Here is a 22,751-nt window from a genome sequence, read left to right as displayed (position 1 = left end):
GATCGTTAGTTAAACATTAAGGCAGTGAGCAATATGTCAATAAGCTTGATACCTACAAAAGGCACAAGCAGGCCACCAAGCCCATATACCCATAGATTCCGGCGCAGGAGTGACAATGCATTCATTGGGCGGTAACTGACGCCTTTTAGGGCCAATGGCAGTAAAAAGATGATAATTATCGCATTGAAGATAACCGCAGACAGTACCGCAGATTCTGGAGAATGCAGGTGCATGATGTTTAACACATTAAGTTGTGGGTACGTCACTGAAAAGGCGGCGGGAATGATGGCAAAATATTTAGCAATATCATTGGCAATACTGAATGTGGTTAAAGCACCACGGGTCATTAGCATCTGCTTGCCAATATGGACAACTTCGATCAACTTGGTGGGATTGGAATCCAGGTCGACCATATTGCCTGCCTCTTTCGCCGCCTGTGTGCCTGAATTCATGGCAACGGCAACATCTGCTTGTGCCAGCGCTGGCGCATCGTTTGTACCATCACCCGTCATGGCAACCAGACGCCCTTCGGATTGATATTGGCGGATAAGGGCGAGTTTCGCTTCGGGAGTGGCTTCTGCCAGAAAGTCATCAACGCCTGCTTCGGCAGCAATTGCAGCGGCAGTGAGATGATTATCACCCGTGATCATGACCGTCTTGATCCCCATTTTGCGCATTTCACTAAAGCGCTCTTTAATCCCGCCTTTCACAATATCTTTTAAGGCAACAACACCCAAAACCTGCTGGTTCTCAGCAACAACCAAGGGGGTTTCCCCCTTATGCGCAACGTGTTGTACCAATTGGTCAATCACATCCGGGAAATGGCTATGATTAGCTTCAATATGGCGACGAATCGCATCGACAGCGCCTTTGCGGATCATACGATTACCAATATTGACACCACTCATACGCGTCATTGCGGAAAAGGGGACAAATGTCGCGTTTAATTCTCGCAGATCACGTTCACGCATATTGAAACGTTGTTTTGCTAAAATCACGATACTGCGCCCTTCCGGTGTTTCATCTGCGAGAGAAGAGAGTTGAGCCGCATCAGACAATTGCCGTTCCGTTACGCCCGCTGCGGGTAAAAATTGGGATGCTTGACGATTTCCTAGCGTGATAGTGCCCGTTTTATCGAGTAGCAAAACATCGACATCCCCAGCGGCTTCAATGGCTCGTCCACTGGTAGCAATAACGTTGGCTCCCAACATCCGGCTCATACCCGCAACGCCAATAGCTGACAGTAACCCGCCAATGGTGGTGGGGATCAGGCAAACCAGTAAGGCAATCAAAACAGTAAGTGTAATCGGTGCGCCAGATTGGTTAGCCTGAACACTGAACAAGGAAAAAGGCAGCAAACTTACACAAACCAGCAGAAAAATAATGGTTAGTGCAGTGAGCAGAATGGTGAGAGCGATTTCATTGGGTGTTTTACGTCGCCTGGCGCTTTCAACCATTGAGATCATTCTGTCTAAAAAGGTTTCTCCCGGGTTGACTGTGCATTCGACGATTAACCAATCTGATAAAACCCGCGTCCCTCCGGTGACAGAGGAAAAATCGCCGCCGGATTCGCGGATAACGGGGGCCGATTCTCCTGTAATAGCACTTTCATCAACAGAAGCTCCTCCTTCAAGAACTTCACCATCACAAGGAACAATTTCTCCGGCTTCCACCAGCACAATATCGCCTTTACGTAAAGTGTCAGAAGTGACTTTTTCTTTTGTTGCCTCACGGCTGGGGGAGGCCAGTTTGGTTGCCAAACTGGTTCTTTTTACGCCTTTCAGACTGGCGGCTTGAGCTTTGCTACGCCCTTCGGCCAGTGCCTCCGCAAAGTTGGCAAACAGGACAGTAAACCATAACCAGAGGGAAATGGTGCCGGTAAAGAGTGCGCTGCCTGTCAATTGTCCCACTAATAGGCCTATCCATAAGGCGGTGGTCAGACAACTTCCCACATAGACAACGAACATGACCGGATTGTGCCATTGTTGAGCCGGATGGCATTTTTTTAACGAATCGATCAGGGCATGGCGAATTAAAGTGGGTTCAAATAGTACTTGTTGTTTGTTTTTCATGCGTTACCTCACTCTCTCAACCTCACGGCCAAAGTTGTAGATGTTCTGCAATAGGACCAAGAGCCAGAGCAGGAATAAACGTCAGAGCACCAATCAGTAAAATGACCAGAATCAATAATCCGATGAAGAGCGAGCCGTGGGTCGGTAAGGTGCCACTGCTAATCGGCTGGCGTTTTTTGTTAACCATGGAACCCGCGATTGCCAGAACAGGCAGAATGATGCCAAAGCGTCCAAGAAACATGACTATTCCCAACAACAGGTTGTAAAAAACATTGTTGGCGTTGAGTCCGGCAAAAGCACTTCCGTTGTTGTTGGCTGCGGATGAGAAAGCATAAAGTACTTCGGTGAAACCATGAGCGCCGGGATTGGCGATAGCGCTGCGACCTGCATCGATTGAAATTGCTAAAGCAGTACCTAATAAAACCAGCGAAGGTGTGATTAAAATCGAGAGTGCGACCATTTTCATGTCATAGACATCGATTTTTTTGCCTAAGTATTCTGGTGCCCGGCCAATCATTAAGCCTGCGATAAATACGGCAAGCAGAACGAACAGCAATATGCCATAAAGCCCGGAACCTGCGCCCCCGAATATAATTTCACCAATTTGCATTAACCAGAGCGGTATCATGCCACCCAGTGCGGTAAAGGAGTCATGCATTGCATTTACGGCCCCACAGGAAGCGGCTGTCGTCACAACACTATAGAGAGAAGAGGCAAGGATACCAAAGCGGGCTTCTTTGCCTTCCATATTAAAGTGGTTACCGATATTGGGATGGATGAGATGGGCATTGCCTGCGATTTCGGCAGACATCACCACGCCGGTGGCAATAATGAAAATAATACTCATTACCCACAGCAGGGCATATCCCTGACGGTTGTCGCCAACAACCAGACCGAATGCGAAACATAAGGCGCTGGGGATCAAAAAAATAGCCAGAACCTGAACAAAGTTACTGAGTGCAGTTGGGTTTTCAAATGGATGAGCTGAGTTGGCACCAAAAAATCCGCCGCCATTGGTTCCCAAAAGTTTTATGGACTCTTGGGAAGCAACGGGTCCCATAGGAAGCCATTGTTGTTGTCCTTCAAGGGAATGGATGAGGACATAGGGAGAAAAGTTTTGAATAACGCCTTGACTGACAAAGAATAAAGACACAATGATCGCAAGCGGAAGTAAGAGATATACCGTGATGCGTGTAATGTCTATCCACGCATTTCCCACTGTTTTAGTGCCTTGACGGGAAAACGCCCGCATTAAGGCAAAAGCCACGGCAATGCCCGTTGCCGCAGACAGAAAATTCTGAACAGTTAATCCGGCCATTTGGCTCAGGTAACTGAGGGTATTTTCTCCGCTATAAGCTTGCCAATTGGTATTAGTGATAAAACTGAGCGCGGTATTCAGTGCCAGATCCCATCTCATGCCAACAAAATGTTGTGGATTCAGTGGCAGGTGACCTTGATTTATCAGCAGCGTAAACAGGAGTAATAGCCCGGCTATATTGAATATGAGGATAGTGAGAGCATATTGCCACCAGTTCATTTCTTTAACATTGCTGCCCGGTTTTTGCAGGCCACAACAACGCCATAAGAAGGTTTCTGTTTTGGTTAGCCAGGGAGGCAGCTCTCCTTCGACGAGTCTGGCAATCAGGATACCAAGCGGTTTGGCCAATAGAAATAGTATGAGCAGGAAACTGGCAATCAGTAAAAAAGCGGATACTGCCATTTAGAAATCCTCCGCATTCAATAACGCATAAATTAGGTAGCCCAGTAATAGCGTCACCAGAAAAATGCCAAGAATCAGATAGATATTCATGGTGGTGTATCTCCTTGCTTATTTCTTCAAGAAATAGTCAGTTACAGCATAGAAATACCATACAAGTAAGTTATTAAAAGGGTCTCTGAAAGCGTAAAAAAAGTATAAATGATCTTTGGAATTCAACGATAAGGCAAGTGTAGCAAACTATGTTGAGTTAATTTTTTGTTTTCAATTTGTTTGTTTTGTTTCTGTTTAAGTATAATTTTGTAATTAAATTACGAAATCAGAGAAAAAAGGTAATTTATATCACTAAAAAGTGGTCGGATGAGTAGTCAGTTTTCATTTTATCGGATAAAATTTTAGGCATATTACAAGGTCAAGCCCATGAGGGGTATCAATGTCTATTTATCGTGCATACTCTTGGCATCAGATTCTCTTGCGACGTATTGGCGCTATATCACTGGGGGTCATTGCGTTTCCTGTTATGCTGTTTCGTCATGATCGTGCCCGCTTTTATAGCTATCTGCATAAAGTATGGTTAAAAACCAGTGATAAGCCTGTATGGCTGGAAAGTTCGGAAACGGCGTCAGATACCGAAATCACTAAAATTGCATGACGATGTAGCCTAACCGGGCATTTTGAATATAACATTTGAACTATAGTATCTTGGCACCTTGTCGGTTTATGCTGGCAAGGTGTTTTGTTTTATATTGGATTTATAACCAATCTATTTTGACTTAATCCATGGCAGGTATGTCTTTTATGATGAAGAAAATGCTAAGTGACAGGGGGAATGTGATGAACAATGTTGAATTGGAGCATGCGCTCAATACGGAATTGAAGATCCGTGAATTTCAAGATTACGCTCCCAATGGATTACAGGTGGAAGGCCGCTCCCATGTTCAACGGGTTATTACAGGCGTGACAGCTTGTCAGGCACTATTGGATGAAGCTGTTCGTCTTGAGGCAGATGCTGTCATCGTTCATCATGGATACTTTTGGAAGAATGAATCTCCGGTTATCCGTGGCATGAAGCGTCGCCGTTTGCAAACACTGCTTTGCAATGATATCAACCTGTATGGCTATCATCTTCCGTTAGATGCCCATCCTGCTTTGGGTAACAATATCCAATTGGCACGTCAGATGGGTGTAAAGGTTATCGGCGAGATTGATCCCCTTCTTCCTCATGGTGTTTTTGAGCAGCCTGTTACGCCGGCAGAATTGACTGAACGTCTCGAAAAAAGCCTGGAGAGAAAGGTTCTGCATTGTGGGGATAATGCGCCGGAAGAGATCCGCACACTGGCATGGTGCACAGGCGGCGGCCAGGGTTTTATTGAACAGGCGGCTGAGTTTGGCGTTGATGCTTTTGTGACAGGAGAGGTCTCGGAAAAAACTATCCATGTTGCCCGTGAAATGGGGCTGCATTTTTTTGCGGCAGGGCACCATGCGACAGAGCGCTATGGTATCAAAGCGCTCGGTGAATGGTTGGCGAATAATTATGGGTTGGATGTGACTTTTATCGATATTCCTAATCCGGCTTGATTTTTTAGTAACTTATATACTCGATAAACCTCAAGTTGCAATCCGTAAGACGACGCGAGGCCTTATATTTCCCCGCAGCACGGGGAAATATAACGCGCATTCTGAAGTTGGATTGGTATAGCCCCAGGATTTTATTGCCATTTTGGCAATTGGGACTTTTTGTCTTGCAAGAGAGATAAAATCATCATTGCGATCCCACAACATATTAATACGCGGCCTAATGCCTGCCCCCAGCCTGCCAATGCCAAACCAAGTCCCAGCAGCAAATAGTAAAACAGCCCAAGTAAAGCACCCGCTGTACCTAGCCTGTCTGAATAGTCAGTTAATGCAGTAGCTAAAATATTCGGGATCGCCAGTCCATAAGCGATAACTATTCCCAATATTGGAAAAATAAAGAGCCAGCTATTTTCGAGCAGGTATACCCCGATCCCACTGAATAAACTGATTAATGAGGCAAGGGTAACTAATTGGGTTGATATCCAGTGTTGCTTTAATAGATATTTGTTTAATAGTGCGCCTAATGCAACGCCGAAAGTTAATAACAAGCCAGTATAACCAAATATTTTCGGGGATAATCCAAAGTGTTGGAAACGAAATGGCGCTAATTGGTAATAGCTGAATAAACAAAGATTAAAAAGTGCGATCAAAAACGCATTTCTCCAAATTGAAATATCTTTAAGCATCATAATGACTGTGCTGAATAAAGCCACTTTTGTTACGTCAGTTGGCCGGGTTTCTGGTAACCGGGTAATAGACCAACAGATCAGGATAACCGCCAGAATAATTAACCCAGCAAAGACGGCCTTATAGCCAGCAAAATAGTTCAATGTTGAACCACTGAACATACCAATAGCAGGACTGATTGCTAAGGCAATTCCCATGATGGAAAGAACCCGCGCTAACTCTTCCCCACGATAAGTATCACGCATAATGGTTTGTGTGCCGACAGAGCCAACGGCGGCTCCGAAAGCAGACAGCATTCGGGCAACGAGTAATAACCAAAATTGTTGTGTCAATAATGCCAGCAGGGAAGCGAGACCATAGAGTGATAGACCAGCAATCATGGTTGGGCGTCTGCCAATGACATCACACATACGTCCCCATACGACAACACCAAGGGCAAAAGCAAAAAAGTAGAGTGATAATGTCTGGCCAGCTTGCTCTGAGTTGACGGAAAACCCAGCAGCAATATTGGTTAATGCGGGACTATAGATGGTTTCTACGATCTGCGGGAACATCATCAAGGCAATAGCGAGCCAAAGTGATGGTTTAGTTTGCATGATTTTTTTCTTTTGCTGATAAGTCATGGCGTGAAAGGTTAGCAGTATGGTTACTGTCTTTTTATGATAATAAAGACTATTTGTTTATGTAATCGGACATTAAATCAGAAGGAATCAACATGGCGTGGTTGCAACAAAGTGATTATTTTGATCCTGATAGCTTGGATATGCCTGTGATCGGGATCGCAGCAGAGATGGGGCAACACGATTCTGGTTTTCATCAACATGATATGGGGCAATTGCTGTTTACCCAGCGGGGCTGTATCAAGATCACACTGGCAAACCAAATGTCTGTTCTGCCTCCAACCAGAGTGGCATGGATACCCCCCAGGATACGACATCGGGCAGAAATGCATGGCTCGGTAGGTTATCGTTCTATTTATTTAAATTCTAGTTACTTGGCATTTTCTGTTTCGACGCAAAGTGAAGTATTAGAAGCCACGCCACTATTACAGGCCCTTTTGGAGCGTATAGCGACATCTTCTTTAGATTCTGATTGGTATCAGGGAAAAGGAGCAAATTTGTTAGCACTATTTTTTGATGAGATCCGTGAGGCACGTAGGGAACCCACCTTATTGCCGCTACCTTTTGATCGGCGTTTAGCCCATTTGTCATTTGATCAATTGCCATCACCATTACACATACTGGCTACTTATATTGGCGCCAGTGAGAAAACCATTACCCGAATATTTCAGCGTGAGACAGGAATGAATTATCAACAGTGGCGGCAGCAATGGCGATTGGTAAAGGCGATAGAGTTATTGGCACAGAATAAAACATTATCCTATGTTGCACAGGAACTCGGTTTTGCTAATGATAGTGCATTTGTGACATTTTTTCGCAAAATCATGGGGAGACCGCCAAGGGAATATATGGCGGGTCCAAAGAGATAAAACAAAACTACACCCCTGATATCAGAGTAAAAACTGACATAAGAGGTGCAGAAATACGCTATTCAAAATATGCCGGAATCTGACCGGATATGAATAGTGTTATTGATTCAATTAATTTTCAGCTGACTCTTGAAATCGCGTTGCGTGTGACCAGTATAAAGCTGGCGTGGACGGGCGATCCTCAAACCTTCATCGTGCATTTCATTCCAGTGGGCAATCCAGCCAATCGTACGGGCAATAGCAAAAATCACGGTGAACATGGTCGACGGAATACCCATCGCTTTCAGGATAATGCCTGAATAGAAATCAACGTTTGGATACAGTTTTTTCTCAATGAAGTAGGGGTCATGCAAGGCAATGCGTTCTAATTCCATTGCCACTTCCAGCAGACTGTCATTCAGACCAAGCTCATTCAGCACTTCATGGCAGGTTTCACGCATCACTGTCGCGCGAGGATCGTAGTTTTTGTAAACACGGTGACCAAAGCCCATCAGGCGGAAAGAGTCATTTTTGTCTTTGGCGCGAGCAATGAATTCAGGAATGTGCTCGACTGTTTGGATCTCTTCCAGCATCCGTAAGCAGGCTTCATTTGCTCCACCATGTGCTGGTCCCCACAGGGATGCAATACCCGCAGCGATACAAGCAAATGGGTTGGCACCAGAAGAACCCGCAGTACGTACCGTTGACGTTGACGCATTTTGTTCATGATCTGCATGCAGAATGAAAATGCGATCCATAGCGCGTTCTAATACTGGATTAACTTTATATTCCTCACACGGTGTTGAGAACATCATGTGCAGGAAGTTAGCAGCATAAGACAGATCGTTGCGTGGATAAACGAAAGGTTGTCCAAGGGAATATTTGTAACACATTGCCGCAACAGTTGGCATTTTGGACAGCAGGCGGTAAGCCGTGATTTCACGGTGGCGAGGATTATGGACATCCAGAGCATCATGATAGAAGGCCGCCAGTGCGCCTGTAACACCACAAAGTACAGCCATCGGATGGGAATCACGGCGGAAACCATGGAACAGACGGGTGATCTGTTCATGGATCATAGTATGGCGAGTCACCGTAGTTTTAAATTTTTCGTATTCTTCGGGAGTAGGGGGTTCGCCATATAGCAGAATGTAACAGACTTCCAGGTAGGTCGATTCCGTTGCAAGCTGATCGATGGGAAAACCACGGTGTAGCAAAATGCCTTCATTGCCATCAATATAGGTGATTTTCGACTCACAGGAGGCAGTGGAAGTAAAACCTGGGTCATAAGTATAGAAGCCTTTTGAGCCGAGGGTACGAACGTCAATCACTTCAGAACCTAGGGTCGGCGTTAGTACGTCTAGTTCGATAGCAGCTGAACCATTTATGTTCAACGTAGCCTTTTTATCAGCCATTTATATCTCCTTAGCGCTTATTTTTATAACCCCTAACAACCAGATAGGCGCAATTTATACTGTGCCGAAGGCATTGTGCTACCGGAGAGAATTTAACATCAGGCTGGTATCACATTTAACGCTGAAATCTCATTACGGACGACAATGGTTTTCAGGTTGTTAAAAAGTTTTTGGAAGTTATGTTTAAAGTATTATTGACATAAAATGTTATCATTTTGTGCTTATATGATACTTCTACATAACTTTTATTTTTCGTTAAGATTAATTTTGCATCTAAAATGATGGCAAATAATATATAACGACATATATGTAAGATAAATGTTTAATCTTTGTCAAACAAGATTGTTGGTTTTATGAAAAATGTTTGAAGCGTGATCTTTCTCACTGTTCAAGCTAAATGTTAATAATCATATTGTGTGGCAATTGTAATAACAATGTGAAGTACTTATACTTCCGTGAGGTCTCCGGATTATCCTGATGCAGGAGCACCCAGCGTAACCAAATCACAACTTTTGATGAACAGTAGGGATTGTTTAAGTTAATTATGTTGTGTCTTTGTATCCTCTTCGCGCTGTCTGATTCCCGCCCAGGACCGGAGGATGGAAAATAAAAAAAAGCTTTGTGGGCAAAATTGTGAAAAAACAAAGACCTGTCAACCTTGATCTGCGGACGATTAACCAACCCGTCTCCGCGATAGCGTCGATCTTGCACCGTATCTCAGGCGTCATTACCTTTATCGCAGTTGGCATTCTACTGTGGTTATTGGGGATGTCTCTGTCGTCGCAAGAAGGCTTCCTGCAAGCATCTGAAATCATGACTGGCTTCTTCGCCAAATTTATCCTGTGGGGGATATTGACGGCGCTGGCTTACCACATCAGTGGAGGTATTCGCCATGTGTTGATGGATTTTGGTTTCCTGGAAGAAAATCTCGCTACCGGTAGTGCATCTGCCAAAGTAGCAATAGCAATCGCGGTTATTCTGTCTATTCTGGCTGGGGTGTTATTATGGTAAGCAACGCATCCGCTTTGGGTCGTACAGGTATTCAGGATTGGCTGCTATTGCGCGCATCCGCAATTATTATTGTTTTGTATGTCCTCTATCTCGTCGGTTTTGTCGCAACAACATCGGATATTACCTATGAAGTCTGGCGAGGTTTCTTTTCTTCATCCCTCACTAAAGTATTCACCGTGTTGACTCTGCTTTCCATTCTGGTTCATGCGTGGATTGGAATGTGGCAGGTACTGACAGATTATGTCAAACCGCTCGCACTGCGTCTGGTTTTGCAACTGGTGATTATCGTAGCGCTGTTAACTTATTTGATTTACGGAACAATTGTGGTGTGGGGTGCATAAATGAAACTACCGGTAAGAGAGTTTGACGCTGTCGTGATTGGTGCTGGTGGCGCAGGTATGCGTGCGGCACTGCAAATTTCACAAATGGGTTTATCTTGTGCGTTGATTTCCAAGGTATTCCCAACCCGTTCCCACACAGTTTCAGCACAGGGTGGGATCACAGTTGCTTTGGGCAATACCCATGACGATAACTGGGAATGGCACATGTATGATACGGTGAAAGGCTCCGATTATATTGGTGACCAGGATGCCATTGAGTATATGTGTAAGACTGGCCCAGAAGCTATTTTGGAACTGGAGCACATGGGGTTGCCATTTTCCCGTCTGGATGATGGCCGTATTTACCAACGCCCATTTGGTGGGCAATCCAGAAATTTTGGTGGTGAGCAGGCCGCTCGTACTGCCGCTGCTGCCGACCGAACCGGTCACGCCTTATTGCATACTCTGTATCAGCAGAATTTAAAAAACCACACGACTATTTTCTCTGAATGGTACTCGCTAGATTTGGTTAAAAATCAGGATGGTGCCGTTGTCGGTTGTACCGCGATTTGTATCGAAACGGGTGAAGTGGTCTATTTCAAAGCGAAGGCGACTATTCTGGCAACGGGGGGGGCCGGTCGTATTTTCCAATCCACAACTAATGCGCATATCAACACCGGTGATGGTGTGGGGATGGCGTTGCGTGCAGGTGTGCCTGTTCAGGATATGGAAATGTGGCAATTCCACCCAACGGGTATTGCTGGCGCGGGGGTTCTGGTTACAGAAGGTTGTCGTGGTGAAGGTGGTTACCTGCTAAATAAAGATGGTGAACGCTTTATGGAGCGTTATGCGCCAAATGCTAAAGACCTTGCTGGTCGTGATGTAGTCGCACGTTCTATGATGATCGAAATCCGTGAAGGCCGCGGCTGTGAAGGCCCATGGGGTCCGCATGTCAAACTGAAACTGGATCATCTGGGTAAAGACGTGTTGGAATCCCGCCTGCCAGGTATCCTTGAATTATCCCGTACTTTCGCCCATGTCGATCCAGTAAAAGAGCCGATCCCTGTTATCCCAACCTGTCACTATATGATGGGGGGGATTCCCACTAAGATTACGGGTCAGGCGCTGACAGTCAATGAAAAAGGCGAAGATGTGGTAATCCCTGGCCTGTTTGCTGTGGGTGAAATTGCTTGCGTATCTGTTCACGGCGCGAACCGCCTGGGGGGGAACTCACTGCTTGACCTGGTGGTATTTGGTCGTTCCGCAGGCTTACATTTGAAAGAATGCCTGATGGAGCAGAGTACGAGCCGTGATGCCAGCGAATCTGATGTCGATGCAGCTCTTCAACGTCTGAACCGTTGGAATAATACCCGCTCAGGTGAAGATCCAGTAGAAATCCGCAAAGCATTGCAAGCTTGTATGCAGCATAATTTCTCGGTATTCCGTGAAGGTGATGCGATGGCAAGAGGTCTGGAAGAGCTGAAAGTGATCCGCGAACGTCTGAAAAATGCGCGTCTGGATGATACTTCATCAGAATTCAATACCCAACGTATTGAATGTTTGGAATTGGATAACCTGATGGAAACAGCTTATTCAACTGCGGTTGCTGCGAACTTCCGTACAGAAAGTCGTGGTGCCCATAGCCGCTTTGACTATCCAGAGCGTGATGATGCTAACTGGCTGTGCCATAGCCTGTACTTACCGCAAACTGAGAGCATGACTCGTCGTGAAGTGAATATGCAGCCAACGCTGCGTGAAGCATTCCCGCCGAAAGTGCGTTCTTACTAATTGCATTGCTGATGTTCCAGTTGCGGAGAAATAGATTATGAAACTTGAATTTTCCATTTATCGTTATAATCCAGATGTCGATGATGTGCCTCGTATGCAGGACTACACATTGGAAGCAGAGGAAGGGCGCGATATGATGCTGCTGGATGCGCTCATCCAGCTAAAAGAGCAAGATCCAACCTTGTCATTCCGCCGTTCTTGCCGTGAAGGGGTTTGTGGCTCTGATGGCGTGAATATGAACGGTAAAAACGGCTTGGCATGTATTACATCCATTTCAGCATTGCGTCGTGGCAATAAAAAAATTGTTATTCGCCCATTGCCTGGTTTGCCTGTAGTTCGTGATTTGGTTGTTGATATGGGGCAGTTCTACGCGCAGTATGAGAAAATCCGCCCTTATCTGATTAATGATGGCAAAAATCCACCCGCGCGTGAGCACCTGCAATCACCAGTACAGCGTGAAAAGCTGGATGGTTTGTATGAATGTATCTTATGTGCCTGTTGCTCAACGTCTTGCCCATCATTCTGGTGGAATCCAGATAAATTTATCGGCCCAGCCGGTCTTTTAGCGGCATACCGTTTCCTGATTGATAGCCGTGATACTGAAACAAGTTCACGATTGGATAACCTGAATGATGCATTCAGTGTTTTCCGTTGCCACGGCATTATGAATTGCGTCAACGTATGTCCTAAGGGATTGAATCCGACAAAAGCGATTGGTCATATTAAATCTATGTTGCTGAAACATAGCGCATAGCAAAATAAAAATTTGTGTATAAATAACACATAAATAGTGTGTAAATAGTGCATATAATGTTGCCCTCCACAATTTTGAAATAAATATCAAATCAGTGGAGGGCATTAAAGAATGAAAAATGATAAATTGCCTGCTGCTAAAGACGAAGTATGTTTCTAAATAAAGGGATCTTTAAAAACTGATATTCGGTTTTTAAAGGTTCCTTGAAGGGTAGGAAAACCCATAGAAGAACATGCATTAAGCACGTCCAAATGAACCTTTTATCAACACCGCTAATTAAGCGGTATTTGTTAACCACGGCGAAAACTAAAGCTTTTAAAGCTTAAGGGATCACAATGCAGAACGGCGCAATGAAGGACTGGCTGGACTCAAGCTTTCTGGCTGGTGCAAACCAGTCTTATATAGAGCAAATCTATGAAGACTATATAACCGATCCTCATTCTGTTGATGAAAGTTGGAGAGAAATTTTCCAACAATTACCGGAAGCAGGACTTAGCGGCGAGCAACTTCACTCACAGACACGCGATTATTTCCGTCGTCTGGCAAAAGATGCCACACGTTATCACACTTCAGTCAGCGATCCAGCAATGGATGCAAAACAAGTCAAAGTTTTGCAGCTCATCAATGCATTCCGCTTCCGCGGACACCAACATGCAAACCTTGATCCATTGGGATTATGGAAACAGGAACCTGTACCTGATATTGATCCTGCTTTCCATAATTTAACAAAAGCGGATTTTGAAGAAACGTTTAATGTTGGTTCTTTTGCCATTGGTAAAGAAACCATGAAATTGGCTGATCTGTATGACGCACTGAAACGCATTTATTGCGGTTCAATTGGTGCGGAATATATGCATATCACCAATACGGAAGAAAAACGTTGGATCCAGCAACGTCTGGAGTCAGTGGCAGTAAGTTCACAGTTTAGTGCAGAAGAAAAGCGTCGTTTCCTGAAAGAATTAACATCCGCAGAAGGTTTGGAACGCTATTTAGGTGCTAAATTCCCAGGGGCGAAACGTTTCTCTCTGGAAGGTGGCGACGCACTTATCCCTATGTTAAAAGAGCTGATCCGTCACGCAGGTAAACAAAGTACCCGTGAAGTGGTCTTGGGAATGGCTCATCGCGGTCGCCTCAACGTGTTGGTCAATCTCTTGGGTAAAAAACCGGTAGATCTGTTCGACGAATTTGCGGGTAAACACAAAGAGCACCTGGGCACTGGCGACGTAAAATACCATCAAGGTTTTTCGTCTGATTTTGAAACTGAAGGTGGTTTGGTGCATTTGGCTCTGGCCTTTAACCCCTCTCACCTTGAGATTGTCAGCCCTGTTGTTATCGGCTCTGTACGTGCCCGCCGTGATCGTCTTGATGAAGGTCGCAGTAATATGGTTCTGCCTGTGACTATCCACGGTGATGCCGCAGTCATAGGGCAGGGGATTGTGCAGGAAACGTTGAACATGTCTCAGGCGCGCGGTTATGAAGTTGGCGGTACGGTTCGTATCGTAGTGAACAACCAGATTGGCTTCACCACTTCTAACCCGAAAGATGCCCGTTCAACACAATATTGTACTGATATTGTGAAAATGGTTCAGGCCCCGATTTTCCACGTTAATGCAGATGATCCGGAAGCTGTTGCATTCGTCACACGCCTGGCGCTTGACTTCCGTAATACCTTCAAAAGTGATGTTATGATCGATCTGGTCTGTTACCGTCGCCACGGTCATAACGAAGCTGATGAGCCAAGTGCAACTCAGCCACTGATGTACCAGCAAATCAAAAAACAACCAACGGCACGTAAAATCTATGCAGATAAGCTGGTCGCGGAAGGTTTGCTGGAAGCCAATGACGTGACTGAGATGGTGAATCTGTATCGTGATGCACTGGATCATGGTGAATGTGTTGTCGATGAATGGCGTCCAATGGGGCTGCACTCATTCACATGGGAACCCTACCTGAACCACGAATGGGATGAAGAGTATCCACATAAGATGGATATGAAACGTCTGCAAGATCTTGGCAAAAGCATCAGTACTGTTCCTGCCGAAGTGGTAATGCACTCACGTGTTGCGAAAATCTATGGCGACCGTGCAGAAATGGCGAATGGCAATAAGTTGTTTGACTGGGGGGCTGCGGAAACACTGGCTTACGCGACTCTGGTTGATGAAGGTATTCCGGTCCGTATCTCTGGTGAAGATGCGGGACGTGGTACTTTCTTCCACCGTCATGCTGTTATTCATAACCAAAACAATGCTTCTGTTTATGTCCCTTTGGCGAATGTCCACAATGGACAGGGTGTATTTAATGTATGGGATTCTGTCCTTTCAGAAGAAGCTGTACTGGCATTTGAATACGGTTATGCAACCACTGAACCTCGTGTCCTGACGATTTGGGAAGCCCAATTTGGTGACTTTGCCAACGTGGCTCAGGTTGTGATTGACCAATTTATCAGCTCTGGTGAACAGAAATGGGGCCGTATGTGTGGCTTGGTTATGCTGCTGCCACATGGTTATGAAGGGCAGGGACCAGAGCACTCATCGGCACGTCTGGAACGTTATCTGCAACTGTGTGCTGAACAAAACATGCAGGTTTGCGTACCATCGACTCCCGCTCAGGTTTATCACATGCTGCGTCGTCAGGCTCTGCGTGGTATGCGCCGTCCGCTCATCGTTATGTCACCGAAATCGTTACTGCGTCATCCACTGGCAGTGTCTACTCTGGATGAATTAGCGAATGGTAAATTTGAGCCAGTCATTGGTGAAATTGACGCTTTGGATCCAAAAGGTATCAAGCGCGTTGTGCTTTGTTCCGGCAAAATTTATTACGATCTGCTGGAACAGCGTCGTAAGAATGAACAGACCGATGTTGCTATTGTGCGTATTGAACAGCTGTATCCATTCCCTCGTCAGCAGCTGCAAGCTCAACTTGAGCAGTATGCCCATGTTCATGATTTCGTCTGGTGTCAGGAAGAGCCGCTGAACCAAGGGGCTTGGTATTGCAGTCAACATAATTTCCGTGAAGCGATCCCATTTGGGGCGTCTTTACGTTATGCAGGTCGTCCGGCATCTGCTTCCCCGGCGGTGGGATATCCGTCTGTTCACCAGCAGCAACAGCAAGCACTGGTTAATGACGCACTGAACGTTGAATAAATTAAGGATAGAAAATGAGTAGCGTAGAAATTCTGGTTCCAGACCTTCCTGAATCTGTTGCAGATGCCACTGTGGCAACGTGGCATAAAAAACCCGGTGACACCATAGAGCGTGATGAAGTGCTGGTTGAGATTGAAACGGATAAAGTTGTTCTGGAAGTGCCAGCAAGTGAAGCAGGTGTTTTGGAAGCCATTTTGGAAGAAGAGGGCGCCACTGTTCTGTCCAAACAACTGTTAGGTCGTATCCGTTTAGGTGACAGCACGGGGATACCTGCCGAAGTTAAAGCCAAAACAGAGGCAACGCCAGCGCAGCGTCAGACTGCATCTTTGGAAGAAGAAAGCAACGATGCACTAAGCCCTGCTGTTCGTCGTCTGATTGCAGAGCATGATTTAGATCCTGCTGCCATTAAAGGCAGTGGCGTTGGTGGCCGCATTGTCCGTGAAGATATCGAAAAATATGTCGCTGCGAATAAAAAAGAGAGTGATAAGCCCGCTGCATCTGCTGAACAGCCATCCTTATTGCCACACCGCAGTGAAAAACGTGTCCCAATGACGCGTTTGCGTAAGCGTGTTGCAGAACGTTTGCTTGAAGCGAAGAACAATACGGCAATGCTGACGACTTTCAATGAAGTCAACATGAAGCCAATTCAGGAATTGCGCAAGCAATATGGCGATGCATTTGAAAAACGCCATGGTGTACGTCTGGGCTTCATGTCTTTCTATGTGAAAGCGGTTGTTGAAGCGTTGAAACGCTATCCAGAAGTGAACGCTTCCATTGATGGCACAGATGTGGTTTACCATAACTATTTTGATATCAGTATTGCTGTATCTACACCACGTGGTCTGGTTACACCCGTATTGCGCGATGCAGATGCATTGAACATGGCTGACATTGAGAAAAGCATCAAAGAGCTGGCTATCAAAGGCCGCGACGGTAAACTGACGGTTGAAGAACTCACAGGCGGTAATTTCACCATTACCAACGGTGGTGTTTTCGGTTCCCTGATGTCCACCCCGATCATTAACCCACCACAAAGCGCGATCCTTGGTATGCATGCCATTAAAGATCGTCCAATGGCAGTAAATGGTCAGGTTGAGATCCTTCCGATGATGTACCTGGCACTGTCCTATGACCACCGTCTGATTGACGGTCGTGAGTCAGTCGGTTTCCTGGTGACCATCAAAGAAATGCTGGAAGATCCAACACGTTTGTTGCTGGATGTATAGCATCACTATCGGCGGAGAGTGTTAACTCCGCCAAGTCTGAAGTAGTACGACGCTGATGTAAAAATATATGCAGGCCAGCCCCCTTGGGGCTGGTCATATCCAGAGCAACAAAATAGAAGGTAATTTACCTTTCTTAAATTAAATTATGGATAGAACATCATGAATTTACACGAGTATCAGGCAAAACAACTTTTTGCACGGTATGGTTTACCAGCACCTGCTGGCTATGCTTGTACCACACCGCGCGAAGCAGAAGAAGCAGCATCCAAGATTGGTTCAGGCCCTTGGGTCGTTAAATGTCAGGTTCATGCAGGTGGCCGCGGTAAGGCTGGTGGCGTGAAAGTCGTCAACAGTAAGGAAGATATCCGCACTTTTGCTGAACAATGGCTGGGTAAACGACTGGTAACTTACCAGACAGATGCGCAGGGGCAACCTGTTCATCAGATCTTGGTGGAAGGGGCAACTGATATTGCCAAGGAGCTGTATCTCGGGGCTGTTGTTGACCGCGGTACACGACGTGTAGTGTTCATGGCTTCTACTGAAGGTGGCGTCGAAATAGAAAAAGTGGCGGAAGAAACGCCCGAACTCATTCATAAAGCCATTATCGACCCACTCTCTGGCCCTATGCCGTATCAAGGCCGTGAATTGGCATTCAAACTTGGTTTGACGGGTAAACAAGTTGGTCAATTCACCAAGATTTTCTTGGGATTGGCTAACCTGTTCTTAGAGCGTGATTTGGCATTAGTTGAAATCAACCCTCTGGTGATCACAACGCAAGGTGATCTGGTTTGTTTGGATGGAAAATTGAGCGCTGATGGTAATGCTATGTTCCGTCAGGCTGAACTGCGTGAAATGCACGATCCTTCACAGGAAGATCTACGTGAAGCTCAGGCTGCACAGTGGGAACTGAACTATGTTGCACTGGATGGCAATATTGGTTGTATGGTGAATGGTGCAGGTCTGGCAATGGGAACGATGGACATTGTCAAACTGCACGGTGGTGCGCCGGCAAATTTCCTTGATGTAGGTGGTGGTGCAACAAAAGAGCGTGTTACCGAAGCATTCAAGATCATCTTGTCAGATGAAAATGTTAAGGCTGTTTTAGTTAATATCTTTGGTGGTATCGTCCGCTGTGATTTGATCGCTGACGGCATTATTGGTGCGGTGGAAGAAGTGGGTGTTAACGTACCAGTAGTCGTTCGTCTGGAAGGAAACAATGCTGAACTGGGTGCTAAAAAACTGGCGGATAGTGGTTTGAACATCATTGCAGCGACCAGTTTGACAGACGCAGCTAAACAGGCAGTCGCAGCAGCGGAGAATAAATAATGTCTATTTTAATCGATAAAAACACCAAAGTGATTTGTCAGGGTTTTACTGGTAGCCAGGGTACTTTTCACTCCGAACAGGCGATAGCCTACGGTACTCAAATGGTGGGTGGCGTAACACCGGGTAAAGGTGGCACTGAGCATTTAGGATTACCTGTATTCAACACCGTACGTGAAGCCGTTGAAGCCACGGGGGCAACCGCTTCTGTAATTTACGTTCCGGCCCCATTCTGTAAAGACTCCATTTTGGAAGCGATTGATGCGGGGATTGAACTGATCATCACTATTACAGAAGGCATCCCAACACTCGATATGTTGACCGTTAAGGAAAAACTGGATCAAGCCGGTGTTCGTATGATTGGTCCTAACTGTCCGGGTGTCATTACACCTGATGAGTGTAAGATTGGCATTATGCCTGGTCATATTCATAAGTCAGGTAAAGTGGGCATTGTTTCCCGTTCAGGCACACTGACTTATGAAGCGGTTAAACAGACCACAGATGCTGGTTTAGGGCAATCTACCTGTGTTGGTATCGGTGGTGACCCGATCCCGGGTTCGAACTTCATTGATATTCTGCAACTGTTCCAGCAAGATCCACAGACAGAAGCGATTGTCATGATTGGTGAAATTGGTGGTACAGCCGAAGAAGAAGCTGCGGCTTATATCAAAGAACATGTGACTAAACCGGTTGTTGCTTATATTGCGGGTGTAACTGCACCGAAAGGTAAGCGGATGGGCCATGCCGGAGCGATTATCGCAGGGGGTAAAGGGACAGCAGACGAGAAATTTGCTGCTCTGGAAGCTGCAGGCGTGAAGACGGTGCGTAGCCTGGCAGACATTGGCGATGCTGTAAAAGCGTTATTGGCATAAGCAGCATAAAATAAACTCTTTTTTATAGAAAAAGGCTACTTTAGGGTAGCCTTTTATTTTATTTATAATATTAACAATGGGTTAGTTCATTTATAAGATCAGTTGTTTTTCAATTTAATTGAACTGGATTTTAGTAAAATCTATTTATTTTATTAATTAAATTGGAAATATCGAAAAAATATATTCTTTAAAGAATGAAAAGGAAAAGTTAATTTTCTAATGCATTTTACAGCAAAAAATAAATTACAGTCATTGCAAATAACAACTTATTAACATCAAGTAAACCATAATGAAATAATAGCTGTAAAGATTAACAAAATAAGAAAAAAATTGACTAAAATCAATTTATTACTCTGGATTGTATTCGCTAAACTTGATTAAATTGATCTAGTATATATAGGTATTAATCTGAGAATGTATGATATTGTTGATCTATATTCAGAATTCTAAGCTGAGTCACGTAAAAGATATTTATTGTATGTGAATATAGGCGTAATATTATTGTGGTATCTATTGATTTTTTGATTTTGTAATAATTCATTGTTGTGTTTGAGGCATTTATTGCTGGTAGTTACGAGACTTTCGTTTTACGAAGTCGGGTTGCCGCAAGTCGGTGTCTTCCTGCTAGGAGCAAGGAGTCAAGATGTTTGATATTGTCGAACTGTCACGATTACAGTTTGCCTTAACTGCTATGTACCATTTTCTGTTCGTCCCATTAACGCTTGGTATGGCGTTTTTGCTTGCGATCATGGAAACGGTATATGTCCTTTCTGGCAAACAAATCTATAAAGATATGACAAAATTCTGGGGTAAGTTATTTGGTATTAACTTTGCCTTGGGTGTCGCAACGGGCTTGACCATGGAGTTCCAGTTCGGAACCAACTGGTCATATTTCTCACATTATGTTGGTGATATTTTCGGTGCGCCTCTGGCCATCGAAGGTCTGATGGCATTCTTCCTCGAATCCACATTCGTTGGTCTGTTTTTCTTCGGGTGGGATCGATTGAGTAAGAAACAACACTTGGCGGTTACCTGGCTGGTTGCATTAGGTTCTAACTTCTCTGCATTGTGGATCCTGATTGCGAATGGTTGGATGCAAAACCCGATTGCGTCTGACTTTAACTTCGAAACCATGCGCATGGAAATGGTGAGCTTCAGCGAACTGGTACTTAACCCAGTTGCTCAGGTGAAATTTGTTCACACTGTTGCAGCCGGTTATGTCACAGGTGCCGTTTTTGTACTGGGTATCAGTTCTTACTATCTGCTCAAAGGGCACGACTTAGGGTTTGCCAAACGTTCTTTTGCTATTGCAGCAAGTTTTGGTATGGCTGCGGTACTGTCCGTCATTGTTCTGGGTGATGAATCTGGATATGAAATGGGGGACGTGCAGAAAACCAAATTGGCAGCTATTGAAGCAGAGTGGGAAACCCAGCCACCCCCGGCTTCATTCACGTTGATTGGCCTTCCTGATCAGGACAAAATGGAAAATAAATATTCCATCCAAATTCCTTACGTTTTAGGTCTGATTGCTACCCGCTCTACAGATACACCGGTCGTTGGTCTGCGTGATTTGATGAGCCAGCATGAGCAGCGTATCCGTAACGGTATTAAGGCCTATCAATTACTGGAAGAACTGCGTGCAGGTAATGTTGATCCAAGTGTTCGCAGTGCATTCAATGAAAGTAAGAAAGATCTCGGCTATGGCATGCTCGTAAAGCGTTATACCCAAAACGTAACTGATGCAACAGAAGTGCAAATTAAAGCCGCGGCGAAAGACTCTATCCCACGCGTAGCACCGCTCTACTTTGCATTCCGTATTATGGTTGCTGCGGGCTTTATTATGCTGCTGGTTATCGGTCTGTCGTTCCTGAGCGTTCTCCGTAACCGTATCGGTCAACATAAGTGGCTGCTGCGTGCTGCACTGTTCAGCATTCCATTGCCCTGGATTGCCGTTGAGGCCGGTTGGTTTGTCGCAGAATATGGCCGTCAGCCGTGGGCGATTGGTGAAGTGTTGCCAACGGCTGTCGCGGCGTCAACACGCAGTGTCGGCGATCTGATTTTCTCAATGGTGCTGATTTGTGGTCTGTACACTTTGTTCTTGATCGCAGAGATGTTCTTGATGTTCAAATTTGCCCGTCTTGGCCCAAGCAGCCTTAAGACCGGTCGTTACCATTTTGAACAAAAAACCGCGTCTTCAGCGAATAATATTGAGTAAGCAGGAGTCCACTTATGCTTGATTATGATGTATTACGATTTATATGGTGGCTGCTGATTGGTGTGTTACTGATCGGTTTCACAGTGACTGATGGTTTCGATATGGGAGTAGGTGTCCTGCTGCGGATCATTGGTAAAAATGATACTGAACGCCGTATCATGATTAACTCAGTTGCCCCACATTGGGATGGTAACCAGGTTTGGTTAATTACTGCGGGTGGTGCCCTGTTTGCCGCATGGCCGATGGTATATGCCGCCGCTTTCTCTGGTTTCTATGTGGCAATGATTCTGGTCTTGGCAGCCCTGTTTTTCCGTCCGGTTGGCTTTGATTACCGTTCGAAACTGGAAAACAGAAAATGGCGTAATATGTGGGATTGGGGGCTGACTATTGGTAGCTTCGTACCTGCATTGGTTATCGGGGTGGCATTTGGTAACTTGCTGCAAGGCGTACCGCTGGCGGTTGATTCTTACCTGCGTGTCTCCTATGAAGGTTCATTCTTTGGATTGCTGAATCCCTACGGCTTGCTGGCTGGGGTGATTAGCCTGATGATGATTGTGACGCAAGGCGCAACGTATCTGCAAATGCGTACAACAGGCGAGCTGCATCTGCGTTCCCGTACCGCAACCCATGTTTGTGCAGCGATAACGGCAATTGCATTCCTGTTGGCTGGGATATGGCTGATTTATGGCATTGATGGTTATGTTGTCACGGGTGGGCTGGATGTGAATGGCGCATCGAATCCGTTACATAAAGAAGTTATCCAGCAGGCTGGTGCATGGCTGATCAACTTCAATCACTATCCGATTCTGTGGGCAATACCTGTGCTGGGTGTGCTTCTTCCTTTGCTGACTATGCTGGCTACCTGGATGAATAAAGGTGCCTGGGCATTCTTGTTTTCATCACTGACAGTGGCTTGCATTATCCTGACTTCAGGGATTGCTATGTTCCCGTTCGTGATGCCGTCAAGCATTGACCCGAATGTCAGCCTGACTATGTGGGATGCGACATCCAGTCAGTGGACGTTGCAAATTATGTTCGTTGTTGCACTTATCTTCGTTCCTATTGTTCTGTCTTACACCATTTGGTGTTATTACAAAACCTTCGGGCGTTTGGATAAGAACTACATTGATAACAACAAACACTCACTGTACTAAGGAGCATAGGC

At 45.4% G+C, this 22,751-nt stretch carries 18 protein-coding genes; 13 read left to right on the top strand and 5 right to left on the bottom strand.

Annotated features, from left to right (window positions below; all coding sequences use genetic code 11):
• Positions 1 to 5: 5 nt before the first annotated feature.
• Genes kdpB through kdpF form a run of 3 tightly spaced genes read right to left on the bottom strand, consistent with a single transcriptional unit; the run spans position 6 to position 3,882 of the window.
• Positions 6 to 2,072 carry a potassium-transporting ATPase subunit KdpB gene (gene kdpB / locus AAY47_RS12400; RefSeq protein ID WP_047770324.1) on the bottom strand — a complete coding sequence of 689 codons (2,067 nt, stop codon included), beginning with the start codon at positions 2,070 to 2,072 and terminating at the stop codon, positions 6 to 8.
• A gap of 22 nt (positions 2,073 to 2,094) precedes the next feature.
• Positions 2,095 to 3,792: a potassium-transporting ATPase subunit KdpA gene (gene kdpA / locus AAY47_RS12395; RefSeq protein ID WP_047770322.1), complete on the bottom strand. Its 1,698-nt coding sequence runs from the start codon at positions 3,790 to 3,792 to the stop codon at positions 2,095 to 2,097.
• Positions 3,793 to 3,882 (bottom strand): K(+)-transporting ATPase subunit F, encoded by a 90-nt coding sequence (kdpF, locus tag AAY47_RS20670; RefSeq protein ID WP_072059786.1) that lies wholly within the window; start codon positions 3,880 to 3,882, stop codon positions 3,793 to 3,795.
• A 340-nt stretch (positions 3,883 to 4,222) separates the two neighbouring features.
• On the opposite strand from kdpF, the gene AAY47_RS12390 reads away from it, so the two are divergent.
• Together AAY47_RS12390 and AAY47_RS12385 are read left to right on the top strand one after the other, a co-directional pair.
• Positions 4,223 to 4,441, top strand: a complete 219-nt coding sequence (locus tag AAY47_RS12390) for a YbfA family protein (RefSeq protein WP_047770320.1) — start codon at positions 4,223 to 4,225, stop codon at positions 4,439 to 4,441.
• Positions 4,442 to 4,623: 182 nt separating this feature from the next.
• Positions 4,624 to 5,367 (top strand): type 2 GTP cyclohydrolase I, encoded by a 744-nt coding sequence (locus tag AAY47_RS12385; RefSeq protein WP_047770318.1) that lies wholly within the window; start codon positions 4,624 to 4,626, stop codon positions 5,365 to 5,367.
• Positions 5,368 to 5,498: 131 nt separating this feature from the next.
• Here AAY47_RS12385 and AAY47_RS12380 read toward each other — a convergent pair whose 3' ends face one another.
• A complete protein-coding gene (locus AAY47_RS12380) occupies positions 5,499 to 6,647 on the bottom strand; it encodes a multidrug effflux MFS transporter (protein ID WP_047770316.1) in 1,149 nt (382 codons plus the stop codon).
• 119 nt (positions 6,648 to 6,766) lie between these two features.
• On the opposite strand from AAY47_RS12380, the gene AAY47_RS12375 reads away from it, so the two are divergent.
• Positions 6,767 to 7,540: an AraC family transcriptional regulator gene (locus tag AAY47_RS12375; RefSeq protein ID WP_047770315.1), complete on the top strand. Its 774-nt coding sequence runs from the start codon at positions 6,767 to 6,769 to the stop codon at positions 7,538 to 7,540.
• A 107-nt stretch (positions 7,541 to 7,647) separates the two neighbouring features.
• On the opposite strand, the gene AAY47_RS12370 is transcribed toward AAY47_RS12375, so the two are convergent.
• Positions 7,648 to 8,934 (bottom strand): citrate synthase, encoded by a 1,287-nt coding sequence (locus AAY47_RS12370; RefSeq protein ID WP_047770313.1) that lies wholly within the window; start codon positions 8,932 to 8,934, stop codon positions 7,648 to 7,650.
• A gap of 621 nt (positions 8,935 to 9,555) precedes the next feature.
• On the opposite strand from AAY47_RS12370, the gene sdhC reads away from it, so the two are divergent.
• From sdhC to cydB, 10 genes are all read left to right on the top strand, one after another.
• Complete coding sequence (gene sdhC / locus AAY47_RS12365) at positions 9,556 to 9,945, top strand: succinate dehydrogenase cytochrome b556 subunit (protein ID WP_047770311.1); 390 nt, start codon at positions 9,556 to 9,558, stop codon at positions 9,943 to 9,945.
• Positions 9,939 to 10,286 carry a succinate dehydrogenase membrane anchor subunit gene (gene sdhD, locus AAY47_RS12360; RefSeq protein ID WP_047770308.1) on the top strand — a complete coding sequence of 116 codons (348 nt, stop codon included), beginning with the start codon at positions 9,939 to 9,941 and terminating at the stop codon, positions 10,284 to 10,286. Before sdhC ends, sdhD begins: the two co-directional genes overlap by 7 nt.
• Positions 10,287 to 12,053 carry a succinate dehydrogenase flavoprotein subunit gene (gene sdhA / locus AAY47_RS12355; protein ID WP_047770306.1) on the top strand — a complete coding sequence of 589 codons (1,767 nt, stop codon included), beginning with the start codon at positions 10,287 to 10,289 and terminating at the stop codon, positions 12,051 to 12,053.
• Positions 12,054 to 12,090: 37 nt separating this feature from the next.
• The gene (locus AAY47_RS12350) at positions 12,091 to 12,807 is read left to right on the top strand and encodes a succinate dehydrogenase iron-sulfur subunit (RefSeq protein ID WP_047770304.1); all 717 of its coding nucleotides are present in this window, start codon (positions 12,091 to 12,093) and stop codon (positions 12,805 to 12,807) included.
• A gap of 335 nt (positions 12,808 to 13,142) precedes the next feature.
• Positions 13,143 to 15,950, top strand: coding sequence for a 2-oxoglutarate dehydrogenase E1 component (sucA, locus tag AAY47_RS12345; protein ID WP_047770303.1), 2,808 nt, complete (start codon positions 13,143 to 13,145; stop codon positions 15,948 to 15,950).
• Between the two features lie 14 nt (positions 15,951 to 15,964).
• A complete protein-coding gene (gene odhB / locus AAY47_RS12340; RefSeq protein ID WP_047770302.1) occupies positions 15,965 to 17,176 on the top strand; it encodes a 2-oxoglutarate dehydrogenase complex dihydrolipoyllysine-residue succinyltransferase in 1,212 nt (403 codons plus the stop codon).
• A 159-nt stretch (positions 17,177 to 17,335) separates the two neighbouring features.
• Positions 17,336 to 18,502, top strand: a complete 1,167-nt coding sequence (sucC, locus tag AAY47_RS12335; RefSeq protein WP_047770301.1) for an ADP-forming succinate--CoA ligase subunit beta — start codon at positions 17,336 to 17,338, stop codon at positions 18,500 to 18,502.
• On the top strand, positions 18,502 to 19,371 hold the full coding sequence (gene sucD, locus AAY47_RS12330) for a succinate--CoA ligase subunit alpha (RefSeq protein WP_047770300.1): 870 nt from the start codon (positions 18,502 to 18,504) through the stop codon (positions 19,369 to 19,371). The genes sucC and sucD overlap by 1 nt, the downstream gene beginning before the upstream one ends.
• Positions 19,372 to 20,014: 643 nt before the next feature.
• Positions 20,015 to 21,586, top strand: a complete 1,572-nt coding sequence (cydA, locus tag AAY47_RS12325) for a cytochrome ubiquinol oxidase subunit I (protein ID WP_047770298.1) — start codon at positions 20,015 to 20,017, stop codon at positions 21,584 to 21,586.
• Between the two features lie 14 nt (positions 21,587 to 21,600).
• Complete coding sequence (gene cydB, locus AAY47_RS12320) at positions 21,601 to 22,740, top strand: cytochrome d ubiquinol oxidase subunit II (protein WP_047770296.1); 1,140 nt, start codon at positions 21,601 to 21,603, stop codon at positions 22,738 to 22,740.
• The last annotated feature ends 11 nt before the right edge of the window (positions 22,741 to 22,751 follow it).

This window comes from Xenorhabdus griffiniae, from assembly GCF_001028135.1.
Lineage (GTDB): Bacteria > Pseudomonadota > Gammaproteobacteria > Enterobacterales > Enterobacteriaceae > Xenorhabdus > Xenorhabdus bakwenae.
The sequence above is the reverse complement of the archived record's forward strand: the minus strand, read 5'-3'. Positions and strand labels throughout refer to the sequence as shown.

Coding starts and splice junctions, on each gene's coding strand:
- kdpB (WP_047770324.1), bottom strand. CDS start 2,072: ATGAAAAACAAACAACAAGTACTATTTGAACCCACTTTAATTCGCCAT.
- AAY47_RS12390 (WP_047770320.1), top strand. CDS start 4,223: ATGTCTATTTATCGTGCATACTCTTGGCATCAGATTCTCTTGCGACGT.
- AAY47_RS12370 (WP_047770313.1), bottom strand. CDS start 8,934: ATGGCTGATAAAAAGGCTACGTTGAACATAAATGGTTCAGCTGCTATC.
- AAY47_RS12385 (WP_047770318.1), top strand. CDS start 4,624: ATGAACAATGTTGAATTGGAGCATGCGCTCAATACGGAATTGAAGATC.
- AAY47_RS12380 (WP_047770316.1), bottom strand. CDS start 6,647: ATGCAAACTAAACCATCACTTTGGCTCGCTATTGCCTTGATGATGTTC.
- sucD (WP_047770300.1), top strand. CDS start 18,502: ATGTCTATTTTAATCGATAAAAACACCAAAGTGATTTGTCAGGGTTTT.
- cydB (WP_047770296.1), top strand. CDS start 21,601: ATGCTTGATTATGATGTATTACGATTTATATGGTGGCTGCTGATTGGT.
- sucC (WP_047770301.1), top strand. CDS start 17,336: ATGAATTTACACGAGTATCAGGCAAAACAACTTTTTGCACGGTATGGT.
- sdhD (WP_047770308.1), top strand. CDS start 9,939: ATGGTAAGCAACGCATCCGCTTTGGGTCGTACAGGTATTCAGGATTGG.
- kdpF (WP_072059786.1), bottom strand. CDS start 3,882: ATGAATATCTATCTGATTCTTGGCATTTTTCTGGTGACGCTATTACTG.
- sdhA (WP_047770306.1), top strand. CDS start 10,287: ATGAAACTACCGGTAAGAGAGTTTGACGCTGTCGTGATTGGTGCTGGT.
- AAY47_RS12375 (WP_047770315.1), top strand. CDS start 6,767: ATGGCGTGGTTGCAACAAAGTGATTATTTTGATCCTGATAGCTTGGAT.
- AAY47_RS12350 (WP_047770304.1), top strand. CDS start 12,091: ATGAAACTTGAATTTTCCATTTATCGTTATAATCCAGATGTCGATGAT.
- kdpA (WP_047770322.1), bottom strand. CDS start 3,792: ATGGCAGTATCCGCTTTTTTACTGATTGCCAGTTTCCTGCTCATACTA.
- cydA (WP_047770298.1), top strand. CDS start 20,015: ATGTTTGATATTGTCGAACTGTCACGATTACAGTTTGCCTTAACTGCT.
- sucA (WP_047770303.1), top strand. CDS start 13,143: ATGCAGAACGGCGCAATGAAGGACTGGCTGGACTCAAGCTTTCTGGCT.
- odhB (WP_047770302.1), top strand. CDS start 15,965: ATGAGTAGCGTAGAAATTCTGGTTCCAGACCTTCCTGAATCTGTTGCA.